17 protein-coding genes and 1 pseudogene are annotated in these 18,633 nt (G+C 73.9%); 10 read left to right on the top strand and 8 right to left on the bottom strand.

Annotated features, from left to right (window positions below; translation table 11 throughout):
• Positions 1–45: 45 nt before the first annotated feature.
• A pseudogene (locus ACQP2H_RS15810) lies at positions 46–897 on the bottom strand (pentapeptide repeat-containing protein); the annotation flags it as partial.
• Positions 898–1,053: 156 nt separating this feature from the next.
• Here ACQP2H_RS15810 and ACQP2H_RS15805 point away from each other — a divergent pair.
• Both ACQP2H_RS15805 and ACQP2H_RS15800 read left to right on the top strand, forming a co-directional pair.
• Positions 1,054–2,529, top strand: coding sequence for a flavin-containing monooxygenase (locus tag ACQP2H_RS15805; protein ID WP_363822384.1), 1,476 nt, complete (start codon positions 1,054–1,056; stop codon positions 2,527–2,529).
• 57 nt (positions 2,530–2,586) lie between these two features.
• Positions 2,587–3,495 (top strand): SDR family NAD(P)-dependent oxidoreductase, encoded by a 909-nt coding sequence (locus ACQP2H_RS15800; protein WP_363822381.1) that lies wholly within the window; start codon positions 2,587–2,589, stop codon positions 3,493–3,495.
• Between the two features lie 25 nt (positions 3,496–3,520).
• Here the strand turns inward: ACQP2H_RS15800 and ACQP2H_RS15795 are convergent, their stop codons facing one another.
• Positions 3,521–4,969, bottom strand: a complete 1,449-nt coding sequence (locus tag ACQP2H_RS15795) for a cryptochrome/photolyase family protein (RefSeq protein ID WP_357533390.1) — start codon at positions 4,967–4,969, stop codon at positions 3,521–3,523.
• 305 nt (positions 4,970–5,274) lie between these two features.
• Between ACQP2H_RS15795 and ACQP2H_RS15790 the strand changes: the two genes are divergently transcribed.
• The 5 genes from ACQP2H_RS15790 (at position 5,275) to ACQP2H_RS15770 (ending at position 9,690) form a co-directional block, all read left to right on the top strand.
• Positions 5,275–6,651, top strand: a complete 1,377-nt coding sequence (locus tag ACQP2H_RS15790; protein ID WP_433233342.1) for an MFS transporter — start codon at positions 5,275–5,277, stop codon at positions 6,649–6,651.
• Between the two features lie 67 nt (positions 6,652–6,718).
• Positions 6,719–7,807, top strand: a complete 1,089-nt coding sequence (locus ACQP2H_RS15785) for an S-(hydroxymethyl)mycothiol dehydrogenase (protein WP_208565879.1) — start codon at positions 6,719–6,721, stop codon at positions 7,805–7,807.
• Positions 7,804–8,433 carry an MBL fold metallo-hydrolase gene (locus ACQP2H_RS15780; RefSeq protein WP_219462094.1) on the top strand — a complete coding sequence of 210 codons (630 nt, stop codon included), beginning with the start codon at positions 7,804–7,806 and terminating at the stop codon, positions 8,431–8,433. Before ACQP2H_RS15785 ends, ACQP2H_RS15780 begins: the two co-directional genes overlap by 4 nt.
• A 59-nt stretch (positions 8,434–8,492) precedes the next feature.
• Positions 8,493–8,810: a hypothetical protein gene (locus tag ACQP2H_RS15775; RefSeq protein WP_357533393.1), complete on the top strand. Its 318-nt coding sequence runs from the start codon at positions 8,493–8,495 to the stop codon at positions 8,808–8,810.
• A 187-nt stretch (positions 8,811–8,997) separates the two neighbouring features.
• On the top strand, positions 8,998–9,690 hold the full coding sequence (locus ACQP2H_RS15770) for a hypothetical protein (RefSeq protein ID WP_219462092.1): 693 nt from the start codon (positions 8,998–9,000) through the stop codon (positions 9,688–9,690).
• 107 nt (positions 9,691–9,797) lie between these two features.
• Here the strand turns inward: ACQP2H_RS15770 and ACQP2H_RS15765 are convergent, their stop codons facing one another.
• Together ACQP2H_RS15765 and ACQP2H_RS15760 are read right to left on the bottom strand one after the other, a co-directional pair.
• Positions 9,798–11,219 (bottom strand): MFS transporter, encoded by a 1,422-nt coding sequence (locus ACQP2H_RS15765; protein WP_308290747.1) that lies wholly within the window; start codon positions 11,217–11,219, stop codon positions 9,798–9,800.
• A 145-nt stretch (positions 11,220–11,364) separates the two neighbouring features.
• Positions 11,365–11,601, bottom strand: a complete 237-nt coding sequence (locus tag ACQP2H_RS15760) for a hypothetical protein (RefSeq protein WP_204928348.1) — start codon at positions 11,599–11,601, stop codon at positions 11,365–11,367.
• A 139-nt stretch (positions 11,602–11,740) separates the two neighbouring features.
• On the opposite strand from ACQP2H_RS15760, the gene ACQP2H_RS15755 reads away from it, so the two are divergent.
• Positions 11,741–12,904, top strand: coding sequence for a geranylgeranyl reductase family protein (locus ACQP2H_RS15755; RefSeq protein ID WP_357533396.1), 1,164 nt, complete (start codon positions 11,741–11,743; stop codon positions 12,902–12,904).
• Between the two features lie 21 nt (positions 12,905–12,925).
• On the opposite strand, the gene ACQP2H_RS15750 is transcribed toward ACQP2H_RS15755, so the two are convergent.
• Positions 12,926–13,960, bottom strand: a complete 1,035-nt coding sequence (locus ACQP2H_RS15750; protein ID WP_357533398.1) for an NAD(P)-dependent alcohol dehydrogenase — start codon at positions 13,958–13,960, stop codon at positions 12,926–12,928.
• A 79-nt stretch (positions 13,961–14,039) separates the two neighbouring features.
• Between ACQP2H_RS15750 and ACQP2H_RS15745 the strand changes: the two genes are divergently transcribed.
• Positions 14,040–14,216: a hypothetical protein gene (locus ACQP2H_RS15745; protein ID WP_219462084.1), complete on the top strand. Its 177-nt coding sequence runs from the start codon at positions 14,040–14,042 to the stop codon at positions 14,214–14,216.
• Between the two features lie 68 nt (positions 14,217–14,284).
• Here ACQP2H_RS15745 and ACQP2H_RS15740 read toward each other — a convergent pair whose 3' ends face one another.
• Positions 14,285–16,087, bottom strand: coding sequence for a bifunctional metallophosphatase/5'-nucleotidase (locus ACQP2H_RS15740; protein ID WP_219462082.1), 1,803 nt, complete (start codon positions 16,085–16,087; stop codon positions 14,285–14,287).
• A gap of 234 nt (positions 16,088–16,321) precedes the next feature.
• Here ACQP2H_RS15740 and ACQP2H_RS15735 point away from each other — a divergent pair, with 234 nt between their 5' ends.
• Complete coding sequence (locus ACQP2H_RS15735) at positions 16,322–17,224, top strand: SDR family oxidoreductase (RefSeq protein ID WP_308290746.1); 903 nt, start codon at positions 16,322–16,324, stop codon at positions 17,222–17,224.
• Positions 17,225–17,301: 77 nt separating this feature from the next.
• On the opposite strand, the gene ACQP2H_RS15730 is transcribed toward ACQP2H_RS15735, so the two are convergent.
• Together ACQP2H_RS15730 and ACQP2H_RS15725 are read right to left on the bottom strand one after the other, a co-directional pair.
• The gene (locus ACQP2H_RS15730; RefSeq protein ID WP_208565889.1) at positions 17,302–17,955 is read right to left on the bottom strand and encodes a nucleotidyl transferase AbiEii/AbiGii toxin family protein; all 654 of its coding nucleotides are present in this window, start codon (positions 17,953–17,955) and stop codon (positions 17,302–17,304) included.
• On the bottom strand, positions 17,952–18,284 hold the full coding sequence (locus ACQP2H_RS15725) for a hypothetical protein (protein ID WP_219462080.1): 333 nt from the start codon (positions 18,282–18,284) through the stop codon (positions 17,952–17,954). Before ACQP2H_RS15725 ends, ACQP2H_RS15730 begins: the two co-directional genes overlap by 4 nt.
• Positions 18,285–18,633 lie beyond the last annotated feature (349 nt).

Below are 18,633 nucleotides of genomic sequence, written 5' to 3'. Positions count from 1 at the left end.
CACCGGCCGGGTCCACCACCACCCGGCCGGGATGTCAGCAGCGGGGCGGCGTGCGCGGCGGGTGGCACCCAGGCGGCGGGTCGGGGTGAGGGTCAGCCCGGTCCAGTGCCCGGGGTGGCGCAGCCGGGCGGGCAGCGCGGTGTGCCGGTCGCCCCGGGCCGCTTCCAGCTGCGACTGGTGCAGGAAGAGGGTGCTGGACAGGTCCGCCCCGCGCAGGTCCGCCCCGCGCAGGTCGACGCCGGTGACGTCGGCCCGGCGCAGGTCCGCTCCCCGCAGGTCCGCGCCGACCAGGCACGCGCCCCGCAGGTTCGCACCGCGCAGGTCCGCACCGCGCAGGTTCGCGCCGAGCAGCATCGCGCCCCGCCGGTCGGCCCCGCCGGTGCCGGCGCGGGCGGCCTCGCTGGCGGCCGCGAGCAGCGGGTTCACCCGGCCCCGGTGGGCGTCAACGTCGACCGAGGCCAGCTCCTCGGGGGTGCCGGCGGCCAGGGTGTCGGTGGCGTCCCGGGCGGCGCGCAGCTGGTCACGCAGCGGGCCGTGCGGGGTGAGCGTCATTGCTTCGGTGAGGTACCAGAGCAGTTCGTGCAGCGGCCGCGCCACGGCGAACGCGGCGAACATGCCGGCGGCGGTGGTCGGGTCGTCGCGCCAGTCCCGCCCCGGGTAGGTGACCTGGCTGACCCGCTGGCCGGCGCCGAAGCAGTCGAACACGACGCAGCCGGGGTAGCCGCGTTCCCGCAGCTCGTCGTGGATGCCGCACCGGGAGTCGGCGCCCAGCCGGGGGCAGGGTCGGCCGGCGGGCTTGTCGTGGGCGAAATCGGCGGAGGCGGTGAAGGCGGGCGCGACGCAGCACAGCCCGACGCACCGGGCGCAGTCGGCCCGTAGCCCGCTGGTTTCCGACATGCCGTCCGTTCTCCCCGCCTCGACGCTGGTGCCGGCCGGTCGGGCCGGAGATCCCCGTGGGCCGGCTGCGGCCCCCACCATTGTCCGCCGGACGGCGACGGGGCGGCGACCGGGTGGGATATGGTCCGGTCACCGCCTCGGGACCCGGGAGGTGCGATGGCCACCGAGCATGTCGACGTGCTCATCGTCGGTGCGGGGTTGTCCGGGGTCGGTGCCGCCTGTCACCTGCGACGCGACTGCCCCGACAAGACGTACGCGGTGTTCGAGGCGCGCGACGCGATCGGCGGCACCTGGGACCTGTTCCGCTATCCGGGCATCCGTTCCGACTCGGACATGTTCACCCTCGGCTACTCGTTCCAGCCGTGGACCGACCCGAAGGCCATCGCCGACGGCGACTCCATCCGCCGCTACGTGCGCGACACCGCCCGGCGGTACGGCGTCGACGAGCACATCCGGTTCCGCCACCGGGTGGTCCGCGCCGGGTGGGACAGCGGCACCGCCCGGTGGACGGTCCACGCCCGACGCGACGACACCGCCGAGGAGGTGGTGCTGACCTGTGACTTCCTGTTCACCTGCACCGGCTACTACCGGTACGACGCCGGCTACACACCGGACTTTCCGGGTGTCGAGCGGTACGCGGGCCGTCTGGTGCACCCGCAGCACTGGCCGGGGGACCTCGACCACACCGGCCGGCGGGTGGTGGTGATCGGCAGCGGTGCCACGGCGGTGACCCTGGTGCCGGCGTTGGCGCGGCGGGCCGGGCACGTCACCATGCTCCAGCGTTCCCCCACGTACGTGATCGCGTTGCCGACCCGGGACCGGGTGGCCGACCTGCTGCGCCGCGGGCTGCCCGCCCGGCTGGCGTACCCGCTGGTGCGGGGTAAGAACGTGCTGCTCGGCACCGTCAACTACCAGCTCAGCCGGCGGGCCCCGAAGGCGGTGCGGGCGTTCCTGCTGCGGGCGGCCCGGGGGCGGCTGCCGGCCGGCTACGACGTGGACCGGCACTTCTCGCCCCGCTACGACCCGTGGGACCAGCGGCTCTGCGTGGCACCGGACGGGGACCTGTTCGCGGCCGTGGCGTCGGGGCGGGCGTCGGTGGTCACCGACACCGTCGACACGTTTACCCCCGGCGGCGTCCGGCTCGGCTCCGGCGTCGAACTGCCCGCCGACGTCGTGGTCACCGCCACCGGCCTGCAACTGTTGGCCCTCGGCGGGATGGCCCTCACCGTGGACGGTGTCGACGTCGACCTCGGCGCGACGGTGGCGTACAAGGGGATGATGCTCTCCGGGGTGCCGAACTTCGCGTTGACCATCGGTTACACCAACGCCTCCTGGACGTTGAAGGCCGACCTGGTCGCCACCTACGTCTGCCGGTTGCTGCGGCACCTGGACGCCACCGGCCAGCAGGTCGTCACCCCCGTCGCGCCCGCCGACGGGCCGTTGTCGCCGATCATCGACCTGCGGTCGGGGTACGTGCTGCGCAGTGTGGACGGTCTGCCCAGGCAGGGTCCCCGGACGCCGTGGCGGCTGCACCAGAACTACGTCCGGGACGTCCTGCTGATGAAGCACGGCCGGCTCGTCGACGAGGGGGTGCGGTTCTCCCGGGCGGCCGCCGACACCCCGGTCGGTTGAGTCGACCCACCGTCGACCACACTGCAATCCGTTCCTGTTTCGCAGCGAGGAGGCCGCGTGCGTAGCTTCGTTTTCCCGGCCGGGACCGCCGTGGTCACCGGTGCCGCCAGCGGAATCGGTGAGGCGCTCGCCCACGGGTTGGCCCGGCGCGGCAGCGACCTGGTCCTGCTCGACCGGGACGTCGACCGGCTCGACGCGGTGGCCGCCGCGATCCGTGCCACCCACCCCCGTCGACGGGTCGACACCCACGTGGTCGACGTGGCCGACCTGTGTGCCACCGCCCGGGTGGCCGAGGAGATCCAGGCCCGGCATCCCCGGATCCGGTTGCTGGTCAACAACGCCGGGGTGGCCCTCGGCGGCCGGTTCGACCAGGTCACCATGGACGAGTTTCACTGGGTCGTCGACATCAACTTCCGGGCGCCGGTGCAGCTCACCCATGCCCTGCTGCCGGCGTTGAAGGCCGAGCCGGGAGCGCACCTGGTCAACGTCTCCAGCCTGTTCGGCCTGATCGCGCCGGCCGGGCAGACCGCCTACGCGGCCAGCAAGTTCGCGCTGCGCGGGTTCACCGAGGCGCTGCGGCACGAGTTGGCCGAGGACGGCATCGGGGTGACGTCGGTGCATCCCGGCGGCATCGCCACCCGGATCGCCCGTAACGCCCGGGTCGGCAGCGGGGTGGCCCGCGAGGAGTTCGCGGCCACGCTGCGGCAGTTCGAGAAGTTGCTGTCCATCGCGCCCGAGCGGGCCGCCGAGGTGATCCTCGACGGCGTCGAACGGCGTCGCGGCCGGGTGCTGATCGGCTGGTCGGCGAAGTTGCCCGATCTGCTGGGCCGGGTCCTGCCCGGCTCGTACGGTCGGCTGCTCACCGCCGGTATCCGCCTCGCCGGTGGTGCGGCGGGGCGTTCCGCCCTGTCTCCCCGGTCGGCGGCCCCGGTCCCGACCGACCTGCCCGCCGGTGAGGTGGCGTGAGGGGCCCGCGTCCCGGCACCGCCGGTCAGGGCGGGTTGCTGCCCCGTTTCTCCTCCTGCGCCAGCACCGCCTCCCGGTGCTGCGGGTCGTCCCGGGCGGCCAGTTCCGCGGCCAGCCGGGGGTCGGCCACCAGCTTCTCCCGGTTGTGGTGCAGAAACGCCGCGAACCCCCCGGTGTACGGGCAGGCGAGATCGCCGAGTTCCCGGTCCGGCTGGTAGCGGCAGCCGGTGCAGTAGTCACTGATCTCGTCGATGTACCGGCCGTCCACGGCGTAGGGGCGGGTGTCGACCCGGGGCAGGTCGGCGTACTGGCTCAGGCCGATCACGGTGGTGTTCATCGCCCAGTCGACGCCGTCGACGAAGCAGCGCTGGAACCAGTCGGCCAGTTCGGCGGGGCGCCACCCGCGTTGCAACGCGTGGTTGCCCAGCACCAGGAGCCGTTGGGCCTGGTGGGCCCAGCCCCGGTCCCGGACTCCGGCGAGCACGTCGGCGAGGCAGCGTGCCTCCACCGCGTCGGCGTCGAGGTCGAGGAACCACGGTGGCAGCGGTTCGGTCGCGGCCAACCGGCCGGTGTCCGGCCGGGCCGGCTCGACGTGCCAGTAGAGCTGCCAGAGGAACTCGCGCCAGCCGAGAAGACCGCGCAGGAACGCCTCCACCGAGTCCAGTGGGGCGTCGCCGGCCCGCCAGGCGGCCTCCGCCCGGGTCACCGCCACCGCCGGGTCGAGTAGCCCGAGGTTGAACGAGGCGGAGAGCATCCCGTGGGCCAGCACCGGGTCCTCGGCGCTCATCACGTCGCCGTAGCGGCCGAAGTCGGGCAGCCGGTACCGCAGGAAGTGCTCCAGCCGCTGGTCGGCCTCGGCGTGGCTGGCCGGGTGCGCGCGGGGGGCGTCCCGGCCGACGAACCGCACCCCGTCGCGTTCCCACCGGTCCAGGTCGGCCCGTACCTCGGCGTCGATGTCGTCCTCGACGATCGGCGGTGCGGGCGGTACGTCCAGGGCCCGCCCGCCGGGGGTGGGTCCGGCGTGTGCGGTCGGCCCGGGGCCGGTGAGCACCCCGTGCCGTCGGGTCACGTGCCGGTAGAAGTCGATCATCCGGAGCGGTTCCCGTCGGGGCTGGTCGGCCCAGTGGGCGAAGTCGGCCCGGTCGGTGACGAAGCCGCGGGGTGGCAGCACGGTCAGTCCCGGGACGGACCTGACGAAGTCGTGGGTGGCCCGGGTGCTGGGGTGGCAGACCTCGATCGGGCCGTCGACCGACGCCAGGGCCTCCCGGAAGGTGCCGGCGCGCACCAGCAGCGCCCGGTCGCCCAGTTCGGCGGCGCGGTGGCGTAGGGCGCTGAGGATCAGGTGCGCCTTCTGCCGGTGCAGCCGCCGACGCCGGAACAACTCGCTGACCTCGATCAGCAGCACCGGTTGCCGGTCGTCGTCCAGGAAGTGCGGCCCGAGTTGATCGGCGAGCAACCACCGGCGGGGAGACATGTGTCGATTGTGCCCAGTCAGCCGATCACCCCGCGTGGCGGGGTCGATCGGTCGGGTGATCCTGCCCGGGTGGTCCGCCCCCGCGGTCGGTGCCGGCGCGGGCGACCGGGTGCCGGCGGGGTGCGGGCCACCCGGTGCCGGTAGTGGCGCGGACCACCGGCGGTGCACCCGCCGGGGGCGACCGGGCCCCGGGCGACGCACCATTGCTGCATGACGAAACGCCGTACGCCGGCACGGGTGCCCGCCGCGCGGGCCGACCGGCGGCCGGTCGGGGTGACGCGGGCGGGAACCGGGTCGGCGTGCCGGTGAGCGTCCCCGCCGGTCGTCGGGCCACCGCCGTCTGGGCGGTGGCCGTCACCGCCTACCTGGCGGCGGTGTTCCACCGCAGCTCCCTCGGGGTGACCGGGGTGGAGGCCACCCACCGGTTCGACATCAACGCCTCCGCCCTGGCGGTGTTCTCGGTGGCCCAGCTCGCCGTGTACGCCGCCATGCAGATCCCGGTCGGGGTGCTCCTGGACCGGTACGGCTCACGTCGGCTGCTGCTGGCCGGTGGCGCGCTGATGGTCACCGGTCAGCTCTGCTTCGCCGTCGCCACCGACGTCCGGTTGGCGGTCGGCGGGCGGGTCCTGGTGGGCCTCGGCGACGCGATGACCTTCATCAGCGTGCTGCGGATCGTCGCGTTCTGGTTCCCGGGTCGACGCAACCCGCTGCTGGTGCAGCTCACCGGCACCTTCGGCCAGGTCGGGGCGATCCTCGCCGCGGTGCCACTGGTGGCGTTGCTGCACCTGGCCGGTTGGACCCCGGCGTTCCTGGTCGCCGCCGGGCTCGGGGCGACGGCGGTGGTGCTGGTGCTGGTGGTCGTCCGGGACGGCCCGCACGTCGGGCCGGGCGTCGCCGCCACCCCCGCCCTGTCCACCGTGCGCCGGGAGTTGGCCGCCGCGTGGGCCGAACCGGGCACCCGGCTGGGCCTGTGGTCGCACTTCGTCGCCCAGTTCTCCGGTGCGGTCTTCGCGCTGCTGTGGGGCTACCCGTTCCTGGTGCAGGGGCAGGGCCTGCCGCCGACCGTCGCCGCGTCCCTGCTCACCCTGATGACGGTCGGGGCGCTGCTCGCCGGGCCGTTGGTCGCGTACCTGTGCGCCCGGCACCCGTTCCACCGCTCGGTGTTGATCTTCGTCATCGCCGGGGCCAGCGCCGGGGTGTGGGCGGCGGTGCTGGCCTGGCCCGGCCGGGCACCGTTCTGGCTGCTGGTGATCCTGGTGCTGGTGTTGGCCCTCAACGGCCCCGGCGCGGTGGTCGGCTTCGACTACGCGCGCACGTCCAACCCGGTGCACCGCATCGGCAGTGCCACCGGCATCGTCAACGTCGGCGGATTCGTCGCCTCGATCGTGCTGGTGCTGGCGATCGGGGTGGTGCTGGACGTGACCACCCCGGCGGGTGCGGCCGCCCCACCGCTAGCGGCGTTCCGGTGGGCGTTCGCCGTGCAGTACCTGCTGTGGGTGCTGGGCGCGGTGCAGGTGCTGCGGTACCGCAACGCCGCCCGCCGCCGGCACGCCACCCGGCCGGGGGAAGCTGCGGCGGCGCCCGGCGACGCGGTGTGCGTACCCCGGGGGGAGTGGCCCGACGGCGGGGGTGACGGGCCGGCGGGTGGTGGGTCCGGCGGACCGATGGGGCGGGCGGCATGATCGCGGTAGGTTCGGCGGTGAGCGGGACCCACCCGGCCGTCGTGCCGGCAAGCAGGGAGGACACAACGTGAGCCAGGAAGTCCGGGGCGTCATTTCACGGAGCAAGGGCGCTCCGGTCGAGGTCACCACCATCGTGGTGCCCGACCCGGGGCCCGGCGAGGCGGTGGTGCGGGTGCAGTCCTGCGGGGTCTGCCACACCGACCTGCACTACCGCGAGGGTGGCATCAACGACGACTACCCGTTCCTGCTGGGCCACGAGGCGGCCGGGGTGGTGGAGCAGGTGGGTGCCGGGGTCACCGACGTTGCCCCCGGCGACTTCGTGGTGCTCAACTGGCGGGCGGTGTGCGGGGTGTGCCGGGCCTGCCGCCGTGGCCGGCCGTGGTATTGCTTCGACACCCACAACGCCGCCCAGAAGATGACCCTCACCGACGGCACCGAACTGACCCCGGCGCTGGGCATCGGCTCCTTCGCGGAGAAGACGCTGGTCCACGCCGGCCAGTGCACCAAGGTCGACCCGGCGGCCCGGCCCGCCGCCGTCGGGCTGCTCGGCTGCGGTGTCATGGCCGGCCTCGGCGCGGCGATGAACACCGGGCAGGTCACCCGGGGTGACTCGGTGGCCGTCATCGGCTGCGGCGGGGTCGGCGACGCGGCGGTCGCCGGTGCCGTCCTGGCCGGCGCGACCACGATCGTCGCGGTGGACACCGACGGTCGCAAGCTCGACTGGGCGCGCAGGTTCGGCGCCACCCACACCGTCGACGCCTCCGCCGAGGACGCCGTCGAGGCGATCCGGGCCGCCACCGGTGGGTTCGGCGCGGACGTGGTGATCGACGCGGTGGGTCGGCCGGAGACCTGGAAGCAGGCGTTCTACGCCCGGGACCTCGCCGGCACCGTCGTCCTGGTCGGGGTGCCCACCCCGGAGATGACCGTGGACCTGCCGCTGTTGGACGTCTTCGGCCGGGGCGGCGCGCTCAAGTCCAGCTGGTACGGCGACTGCCTGCCCAGCCGGGACTTCCCGCTGCTCACCCAGCTCTATCTGCAGGGCCGGCTCGACCTGGACGCCTTCGTCACCGAGGAGATCGCCCTGGACCAGGTGGAGGAGGCGTTCCACCGGATGCACGACGGGGACGTGCTGCGTTCGGTGGTGGTGTTCCCGTGACCGCCCGGGTCGACCACGCCGTCACCTCCGGCACGTTCTCCCTCGACGGGCAGACCTTCGACGTCGACAACAACGTCTGGGTCGTCGGCGACGACACCGAGTGCGTGGTCCTCGACGCCCCGCACGACGTGGCCACGATCCGCCGGGCCGTCGGCGACCGCCGGGTGGTGGCGATCCTCGCGACCCACGCCCACGACGACCATGTCCGGGTCGCCCCCGAGCTGGCCAAGGTCACCGATGCGCCGATCCTGCTGCACCCCGACGACCGGGTGCTGTGGGATCTGGTGCACCCCGGGCTGGCCCCGGACGGGGAGTTGTCCGACGGTCAGGAGATCACCGTCGGGGACACGGTGCTGCGGGTGCTGCACACCCCCGGCCACAGCCCCGGGGCGTGCAGCTTCCACGCCCCGTCGCTCGGCGCGGTTTTCACCGGCGACACCCTCTTCGCCGGTGGCCCGGGGGCCACCGGGCGGTCGTACAGCGACTTCGCCACGATCGTGGAGTCGATCCGGACCCGCCTGCTCACCCTGCCGGCGGACACGGTGGTGCACACCGGACACGGCGACGACACCACCATCGGCGCGGAGGCCCCCCACCTGCAGGAGTGGCTGACCCGCGGCCACTGACGGCACCGGCCGGGCGGCCTTCACCGCCGCCCGGCCCCGGCGGGCCCAGGATCGGCCGGGTGACCGACGACAACCGCCCCCCGGGCGTACGGCAGCTGCGCCTGGTGGTGGAGGCCGAGGACTACGACGCTGCGGTCGCCTTCTTCCGGGACGCCCTGGGGCTGCCCGAGCAGGCTGCGTACTCCGGTGCCGGGCAGGCCCGGGTGGTGATCACGGGTTCGGCACCGACGGCTGACGCCGGCACCGGTCCGCCCGCTGGGCTCCTGCTGCCAGCCGTCCGGTGCCCTCCTGCCTGCGCGCGGGCGGCCCACACCCCTCCGGACGGCCACGCCCCTCCGGACCCGCGTCGTGCGATTCGGGTCGTCTGTCCGGTATGAGACCGCGCGAGTCGCCTGCCGGTGACCCGGACCACAGCCCGGGTCGGCCACGGCATTTCCGGAATGACCGACACGCCCGGCTGGTTGTGTCCCCCATACGCCGGCCACCACACCCCGGCTGGCGTGGGAGTTCCCCCGAGGCCCGCTCACCCCGGAGCGCGTCGCCACGATCGAAAGGGCAACCATCGTGAAGCTGGACTTCACTCGATGGCTCCCGGCCATCGCGAAGGACCGCAGGACCGCACTGGGCATCGCCGGCGTCGCCGCCCTCGGCGGACTGGCGTTCGGCCCGGCGGCCGTGGCCGCCCCCGTCACCACCGGCCCCCACCAGGGGGCCCGCGCCGCGATCGACCTGGCCACCGGCAAGAGCCGGCAGGGCGTCACCGTCGAGTCCGGCCTGACCACGGGCAGCCCCACCACCGAGGTGCCGGCCGGCAAGCCGAGCACCGACGAACTCATCCCGCACGGGCTGGAGGGCGCCCAGTCCCGCGTCCCGCTCGACGACGCGCAGGTCGCCAACGCCAAGGCGATCATCGCCGAGGCCAAGCGGACCGGCGTGGGGGAGCGCGGCGCCGTGATCGGCGTGGCCACCTCGTTGCAGGAGTCGAAGCTGTACAACCTGGGGCACCTCGGCGCCTACAACGACCACGACTCGCAGGGACTGTTCCAGCAGCGCCCGTCGTCGGGGTGGGGCAGCCCGGAGCAGATCACCGACCCGCGGTACGCCTCCCGGGCGTTCTTCTCCGCGCTGAAGAACGTGCCCGGCTGGGAGGACCTGCCGCTGACCACCGCCGCGCAGACCGTGCAGGTCTCGGCCTACCCGTACGCGTACGCCCAGTGGGAGCAGCAGGCCGCGGACCTCGTCCAGCAGCACTGGTGACCAGTTGACGCAGCGCCGACCGGCCGGTTCCCGTCACGGGACCGGCCGGTCGGCGTCGGCGCGTCACGTCGGGGCGTCCCCCCGGGTGCGACGTCGGGTCGGCGGGCTCAGCGGTGGTGCGCGGCGCGGTGGTTCAGCACGATGTCGGTCGCCGCGGCGACCAACGCCAACGCGACGATGCCCATGGCCAGCAGCAGGGAATGCCGGAACGCGGCGGCCCACTGACCGTCGGTGCTGGCCAGCGACGAGAAGAACAACGCGCCGACGGCGGCGATGCCGGCGGCCGAACCGATCCGCTGACCGGTCTGCAACATTCCGGCCGCGCTGCCCGCCTGCGGCACCGGCACCTCGGACAGGGTCAACGTCTGGTTCGGGGTGATCACCAGGCCGCTGCCGAGCCCGGCGAGCAGCAGCGGCAGCGCGGTGAGCAGCGGAATCGAGCCGTGCGGGTCGCCGCGCAGCACGAACACCACCCCGCCGAGCCCGACCAGCACCATGACCAGCCCGAGCCCGACCAGCGGCCGGCCGAACCGGGTGACCAGCCGGCCACCGAGGGCGGCGGCGAGCGCCGAGCCGAGGGCGAACGGGGTGATCGCCAGGCCGGCGGTCAGCGCCCGGTAGCCGAGACCGTTCTGGAGGTAGAGGGTGAAGATGAAGAAGATCGCGGTGAAGCCACCGAAGTAGATGAGCGCGATGACCGCGCCGATGGTGTACGACCGCAACCGGAACAGTCCCAGGTCGAACAGCGGTGTCCGGGTGCGGCCGAAGCGGCGCTCCCAGAGTCCGAAGGCGACCAGGACGACCAGCCCGGCGGGGATCAGCGCCCACTTCCACGGGCTGGGCCACTGTTCCCGCTGCACCAACGGCAGCAGCAGGAGTGTCACACCGGCCCCGAGCAGCAGCACCCCGACCGGGTCGAGCCGGTGCCGGTCGAGCCGGCCGGCGGCCCGGGTGGGCAGCAGCCGCCAGCCGAGCAGCACGGCGAGCACCCCCACCGGCACGTTCACGAAGAACACCCACCGCCAGCCGTGGTCCTCGCCGCCGAGTTGGATGAGCAGGCCGCCCAGCAGCGGACCGACGGCGGTGGAGATGCCGATGACGGCGCCGAGCAGGCCGAACGCGCGACCCCGCTCCGCGCCCCGGAACAGCTGCTGGATCAGGCCGGTCACCTGCGGGTTGACCACCCCGGCGGCGACGCCCTGCAGAAGTCGGGCGGCGACCAGCCAGGTCGGGGACTGGGCGAGCCCGGCCAGTGCGCTGGTGAGCGTGAACAGGGCGACCCCGACCACGAAGGCGTTACGTCGACCCCGGGCGTCGCCGAACCGGCCGGCCGGCACCAGGACCAGCCCGAAGGTCAGCGCGTAGCCGGACAGCACCCACTGCAGGTCGCTGGGGCTGGCCTGCAACGACCGGTCCATCGACGGGATGGCGACGTTGACGATGCTGACGTCCAGCAGCGTCATGAACGCCGCGACCAGGCCGACCCCGAGGGCCTGCCAACGGCGGCGGTCGTCCGTCGCTGTCACCACGGACCGGCGATCTGGCGCGTGACGGCGATCGGGCACGCACCGATGATCCCGTACGGACCGGTGATCGGGCATGCCGCAGCGCTACCCGGGGGACGGTGCGGCAAACCGGTGCCCGACCCGGCCGGCCGGCGGGGCGCGACTGCGCTCACGCCGGCTGGCGGGCGCACCAGCGGGGGCCGAAGTCCAGCCCGGCCAGCGGCGAGTCCTCCCGGTGCAGCAGGCCCTTCTCGGTGAGCTGGCGCAGCGGCGCGTGGACGTCCTGCTCGGCCAGCCCCGCCTCCTCGGCGATCAGGTCGGGGTAGGGAACCTGGCTGCGGGTCTCCAGCACGCTGACCGCCTCGTAGACGCGCACCTCGACCTCCGACAGACGTACCTGCTGCATGGTGCCCTCCTTGCCGTGGGCCCGGCCGACCGGTCGGGCGGTCCGGGTGACGCGGTCTACCCACTGGCCACCCGACAATGCCTGCCGCACGGCCGGTCGTACCCCTCGGCGCGGGGCCGGGTGCCCTAGGCTGACCGGCATGATCATCTGGGATCTCGTCGTGGTCGGCGCCGGGCCGGCCGGGCTCAGCGCGGCCCGGGAGGCCGCGGCGGCCGGGGTGCGGACGCTGGTGCTGGACCGGGCCGTGCACCCCCGTTACAAGACCTGCGGGGGTGGCCTGATCGGCACCTCGCTGTCGATGGTGGCCGGCCGCATCGAGGTGCCGGCGCACGACCGGGTCGACCGGGTCACCTTCACCCGGGACGGCCGGTGGGGCTTCACCCGCCGGCACGGCACACCCCTGGTGACGATGGTGCGCCGCGACGAGTTCGACGACCGGCTGCGCGCGGCGGCGGTGTCCGCCGGGGCCGAGGTCCGCGAGGGCGTCGCCGTGCGCGCCCTCGACCAGGACCCCGACGGGGTACGCGTCAGACTGGCCGACGGCACCACCCTGACCGCCCGCACGGTGATCGGGGCGGACGGCTCCGCCGGGGTGACCGCCCGGCACGTGGGCGTCCGGTTCCGCCAGGTGGATCTGGGTCTGGAACGGGAGTTGCCGGTGTCACCCGCCGAGGCGGCCCGCTGGCGGGGGCGGCTGCTGCTGGACTGGGGCCCGTTCCCCGGCGCGTACGGCTGGGTGTTCCCCAAGGGCGACGTGCTCACCGTCGGGGTGATCGGCGCCCGCGGCGAGGGCGACCGGACCCGCGCCTACCTGCACAGCTTCCTCGACCGGTTGGGCCTGGCTCAGGTGGCCGCCGAGCACGACTCCGGGCACCTGACCCGCTGCCGGGCCGACGACGCGCCACTGCGCCACGGTCGGGTGCTGGTGGCCGGGGACGCGGCGGGCCTGCTGGAGCCGTGGACCCGGGAGGGAATCAGCTACGCGCTGCGGTCCGGGACGCTGGCCGGTGCGGCGGTCGCCGCCGGTGACCTGGACCGCTACCCCCGGGACGTGCACGAGCGGCTGGTGCCGTCGATGCGCGCCGGGCACCGGTTGCTGCAGACCTTCGCCCGTCGCCCCGAGGTGTGCCACGCCTTCCTGGCGACCCCGGCCGGCTGGGCGATGTTCGTCCGGTTCTGCCAGGGCCGGTCCAGCTTCGACCGGACCCTGGACCGGGGGCCGGTGCGCGCGACCCTGGCCCTGCTGGACCGGCTGCCCGCCCGGGGCGGCGGGCAGCCGCCGGCCCCCGGCGTCGGCCACTGACCGCACCACCTACGCCGCCGCTCAGGGCACGATCACCGCGCGGCCGTGGATCTCACCCGCGCGCAGCAGGTCGTACGCCTCCGGGGCGCGTTCCAGCGGAAAGGTCTGCACGTCGGCGGTGAGCAGCCCGGCCCGGCCCAGGGCGATCACCTCCTGGAGTTCGGCCCGGGTGCCCCAGAACGGGACCTCGACGCTGGTCTCCAACGGCACGGTGGGCGGCTCGTCGGCGACCGGCCGCACCGGCATGGTGCCGCCGCCCAGGCCCACCAGCAGCAGCCGGCCACCGGTGGCCACGACGTCACGGGCGGTGGTGAGGGTGGCGTCCACCCCGACACAGTCGATGACCACGTCCGCGCCGTCGGGTGCCGGGCCGACGAGCTCCCGGATCCGCTCGACGGTGTCCGCGCCGGCCGGCACCACGTGGTGCGCGCCGACCCGGGTGGCCAGGTCGAGGGCGGCGACGTTGCTGTCCACCGCGATGATCCGCACGGCGGTGGTGGCGGCGAGGATCTGCACCGCCATGTGCCCCAGGCCGCCGATGCCGATCACCACGACCGACGTCCCGGGCCGCAGCACCGGCCGGGCCAGCTCGATCGCGTGGTAGGGGGTCAGCCCGGCGTCGGTCAGCGGCGCGGCCTGGGTCAGCTCCAGGTCACCGACGGGCAGCAGCCGGGAGGCGGGCACCACCACGTGCTCGGCCAGCCCACCGTCACGGCTGAGCCCGATCCCGCCCACCGGCACGGTGCGGCACTGGTTCTCCCGGCCCCGCAGGCAGCCCCGGCAGGTGCCGCAGCCGATGATCCCGTAGACGGCTACCCGCTCCCCGGCGGACCAGCCGGTGACGCCGTCGCCGAGGGTGTCCACGGTGCCGGCGATCTCGTGGCCGAGGGTGATCGGGGTGGGGAAGACCCCCGGCCCGGCGTCGAGGATGTGCAGGTCGGAGTGGCAGGCGCCGACCGCGCCGACGCGTACCAGCACCTCGCCGGGGCCGGGCGTCGGCGTCGGCACCTGCACCTGTTCGAGCACCCCGGGGGCGGTCATCCGTACCGCACGCATGGTTTCGTCCTCTCGTCGCCGACGGAACCGCCCGCTTACCCCTCCCGCCGGCCTTGATGCCGGGTGCACACTGAGCGTCATGAGCGAACCGTTCACCGACGAGCAGCACGCGTTGCTGCGGCACATGCGCTTCGGCGAGTTGCCGCCGCCGGTCCGACCCGAGGACCGGACGACGTCGACCGAGACCGAGCCGCCCCGCTACCAGCCCGACCCGACCCCCGGCCGGCACGAGCAGGACCTGCGTTCGGGCGGCTGAACGGCGCGACGGGCCCCGGGGTGGCACCCCGGGACCCGTCGGGTGTGGCAGTCGCCGGCCGGGGTGGCTCAGAACACCGGCACGCCGGCCCGGACCAGCCGCCAGTTCGGCACGAAGAAGTCGGCCGGGTCGATGGTGCCCCGGGCCTGCGCCCAGTCGATGAGCAGCTGACGGATCTCCTGCTGCGCGTTGTAGACCTGGGTTTTCACGATGCCGGGGAAGTTCCCGCCGCCGCTGCGCCGGTAGTTGTTCACCGCGACGACGAACTGCGCGTCGGCGGCGACCGGGGTGTCGGTGCCGGGCAGCACCAGCCGGGTGATCCGCTGACCGACCGGCCGGGAGACGTCGACGTCGTAGTCCAGCCCGGAGATCACGTCGTAGTTGTAGTCCGGCACGGCCGGGTCGCTGATCGTCGCCGGGTCGACCGGTGCGCCGACCGGCAGCGTGGTGAAGTACTTCGCCGAGAACTCCAGGTACGCCTTCACCTCGGCGCCGGTGAGCACCACCGCCTCCAGGGTGTTGTCGTAGACGTACAGCCCGGCGACGTCACGGATCCGCACGTCACCCTGCGGGAAGACGGCGGTGCGGCTGAACGGCGCGGCGATCGACAGCACCGGCAGCGCCGCGTACGGGCCACCGGTGAGCGCGGCGGTGACCACCTCGGTCTGGACGTGGTTGATGAAGTCCAGAATCGGGGTGTCCCGGTAGCGTGACTCGGCGGCGGACAGTTCCTGCGTGGACCGGGCGACCACCGTGTTGACGTAGCCGACCGTCTTGGCGTGCTGGCCCCGCACGGCGGCGAGCACCTTGGGGTCCTCGACCACGGTGTTGGTGTTGAGCATGGTGGCGCCCTTGCCGACGACCTTCCAGCGGCCCCGCTCCCGGGTCAGGGTGAAGTCCATCCGGGTCAGCCGCTGGCCCCATTTGGAGGGTTCGGCGGTGAGCACCTGCGCCCCGGTGGCGGTGTTCGTGACGAACTTCTCCACCACCTCGTTGTGGGCGTGGCCGAACAGGATCGCGTCGATGCCGGGGACCTGCTGGGCGATCAGCGCCACCGGGTTCTCGTTGGGCAGCTCCGGGCCGTAGCTGGAGGTGCCGCTGTCGCCACCGTGGGCGGAGACGATGACCAGGTCGGCACCCCGCTGCCGCATGACCGGCACCCACTTCGCGGCGGTCTCCACCATGCCCGGGAAGAGCAGTTTGCCCTCCACGTTGCCCTTGTCCCAGATGGCCACGCCGGGGTTGGTCAGGCCGAGGATGCCCACGGTCAGCGTCGGCGTCCCGGGCCCACCGGGCCGCACCCGCTTGAGCACGAACGGCCGGAACGCCGGCTTGCCGGTGCGGGCGTTCACCGCGTTCGCGGCCAGCGCCGGGAAGCCCAGCTGGTCGATCCAGGTCGCCAGCAGCGGCAGCCCGTAGTTGAACTCGTGGTTGCCCAGCGTCACGGCGTCGTACCGCAGGATGTTCATCGCGCGGGCCATCGGGTGCGTCGCGCCGGTGACGGTGATCGGCTCCTGCTTGGCGTAGTACGTGGCCAGCGGGGTGCCCTGGATGGTGTCGCCGGCGTCGAGGACCAGGGTGGCCCGGCCCCGCCGCTCGGCGCGGATCTGGTTGACCAGGGTGGCGAGCTTGGCGATGCCGACGTCGTTGTGCTTGCTGTCGTCGAACTCGGCGTCGCGGTAGTAGTCCCAGTTGTAGACGTTGCCGTGGGTGTCCGAGGTGCCCAGGACGGTCAGGTCCCAGGTCTTCGCACCCTGCGGGCCCTGCCGCTGGGCCGCCTGGGCGGGCCCGCCGGCGATCAGCGGGGCGGTCGCCGCGGCGGCGGCGACGGCCAGCACCTGGCGGCGCGACGCGCCGGAGGAGGAGGTCATGAAAAATGCCTTCCATCGGGGGTGGACGCGCCTCGTGGGGCGCCGCTGCGCACCATAACGAGCAGCCGTCGCTCCCGCCACAGTGGTCGGGGGTGTTTCACCACACCGACCCCACCGGCCATCTCCCTGTCACATCCGGTTCCACCGTCGGGTCCGACTGTTGTTTCCGGCGTACCGGTCGGGGTAGGTCAGCCAGGGACCCAGAACGGACCAAACCAGGCAGGGAGCGGCACGGTGAGCCAGGACCAGTACACCCCGCAGGACCCCACCGAGCAGTACGGCCACCAGGATGGTCAGCCGGCCCAGCAGCAGTCGGCTCCCGGCCGGACCGACCGGATGGGCCCGGCGCCCGACCACGGGGAGACGTCGTACCGGGGCAGCGACCGGTTGACGGGCAAGCGGGCCCTGATCACCGGCGGCGACTCGGGTATCGGTCGGGCGGTGGCGATCGCCTTCGCCCGGGAGGGCGCCGACGTCGTCGTCTCCTACCTCGACGAGGAGGAGGACGCCGACGCCCGGGAGACGGTGCGGCTGATCGAGGAGGCCGGCCGGCGGGGCGTGGCGGTGCGCACCGACCTGACCGACGAGCAGCACTGCCGCGACCTGGTCGACCGGACCGTCACCGACCTCGGCGGGTTGGACATCCTGGTCAACAACGCGGCCTACCAGATGGCCCAGGACGACGGCATCACGTCGATCAGCACCGCGCAGTTCGACCGGGTGATGAAGACCAACCTGTACGCCATGTTCTGGCTCTGCCGCAGCGCCGTGCCGCACCTGAAGGAGGGCGCGACGATCATCAACACCACCTCGATCCAGGCGTTCGACCCGTCGCCGCCGCTGCTGGACTACGCCACCACCAAGGCGGGCATCGCGAACTTCACCAAGGGTCTCGCGGCGCAGCTCGCCGACCGGGGCATCCGGGTCAACGCGGTCGCCCCGGGCCCGATCTGGACGCCGCTGATCCCGGCGACCATGCCACCTGCGAAGGTGGAGAAGTTCGGCACCGACACCCCGCTGGGCCGGGCCGGGCAACCCGCCGAGTTGGCCCCGGCGTACGTCTTCTTCGCCTCCCAGGAGTCCAGCTACGTCACCGGGGAGATCCTCGGCGTCACCGGCGGCCGCTTCACCAGGTGAGCTGCCCACCCGCGCGCACCCGGCCCGGCCTGCCGACCGCCGGCCCGCGCCCCGTGGCACGGGCCGGCGGCGGACGCTCAGCGGGGCCAGCCGGCCATCCGGCGGCGGACCTGCGCGATCTGCGCCGGGTCCAGGCCGTAGCGGGCGAGCCGGCGGTCCGGCAGCCGGTCCAGGTAGCGGCCGGCGGCCCGGACGTCCTCGTCGACCAGCGCCGGGTCCACCTGCCGGGCCAGCGCCAGCAGCTCGTCGACCGGGTACTGCGCCAGCGCGGCGGCGACGTCGATGTAGTCGCGGGCCTCCCGGCGGTTGACCAGGGCGGCGGTCTTGTTGGCGATCAGGTCGCGCAGGTCCATCACCGGGCCGAGGTCCATCACCACCGGTGAGCGGTACCGGTCGAGCCGGGCCAGGCTGAGCCGGATCCGCCGGTCGTCCCGGCCGACGACGAAGTCCCGGATGTCCCGGTCGAAGCCCTCGAACAGGTCACCGAGGTCGCTGTCCGGGTCGGCCGGCGCGACCGTGTACCCGGCCTGTTCCAACGCGGCGCACACCTCCGCCGCCGCCGCGGCGGCCGCCCCCTCCACGTCGGCGAACAGGTCGACGTCCTCGGTGGGCCGGGTGACCAGACCGTGCGCCGCCCAGGCCACCCCGCCGCCGAGGACGAACCGGTGCGGCCCGGCCGCGGTGAGCGCGACCCGGGCGACCTCCCGGTAGAAGTCGTGCAGGTGGGTCACGCGGTCCGCAGGCCCCGGTGTCGGCTCTCCCAGGCCGCCCGTACCCCCCGGGGCAGGTTGAGCCGCCGCCACACCCGGCGCAGGGTGCGCCCGTCGATCAGCGCCCGCAGGTCGTCGGCGCGGGTGGTCTCCCGCAGCACGTTCTCGTACAACCAGAGCAGATCGTCCGGTTCGGCCAGGTCGAAGGTGCGTTCGCTGCTCCACATCAGCCGGACCGGCAGCTCCACCACCCCGCTGGTGGGGCCGGTCAGCTCCGCCAGGGTGCGCGCCACCACCACCGGTCGGCCCGGCCGGGCCAGGTGGGGGGCGGTCGCCAGGGTGGCCTGCATGGTGTCAGGGTAACGCCGGTTCGACCAGCTCAGGTGCGTGGCTTCCGACGAACCGCCGCCGCCGGTGCCCGCGACGGGCGCGCGGAAGGGCCCGGCGGGGTAAGCTGGCGGCAGGAGCGTCGGTGTGTCCAGTGTCCCCGGGCCTCACCTGAATTGCCGTCGCGGAGTTCCGTTCGGCTGGAGCCGCGTTGCGCCACGCGCCGAGAGGCGACATGCACATCGGCGCTCCGCCATCGCGGTACGGCGCTGCCCCCGACCGGTCCGGTCGGGGGCAGCGCCGTATCGGTGCGTGGAGATCCCCGCACCGGGTCGCATCCTCCGCCGCGCTGGCCTATGTTCAGAGGGTCGG

The sequence above is a fragment of the Micromonospora sp. CA-248260 genome (genome assembly GCF_050942205.1).
In the GTDB taxonomy this organism is placed as follows: Bacteria; Actinomycetota; Actinomycetes; order Mycobacteriales; family Micromonosporaceae; genus Micromonospora; species Micromonospora antibiotica.
The sequence above is the reverse complement of the archived record's forward strand: the minus strand, read 5'-3'. Positions and strand labels throughout refer to the sequence as shown.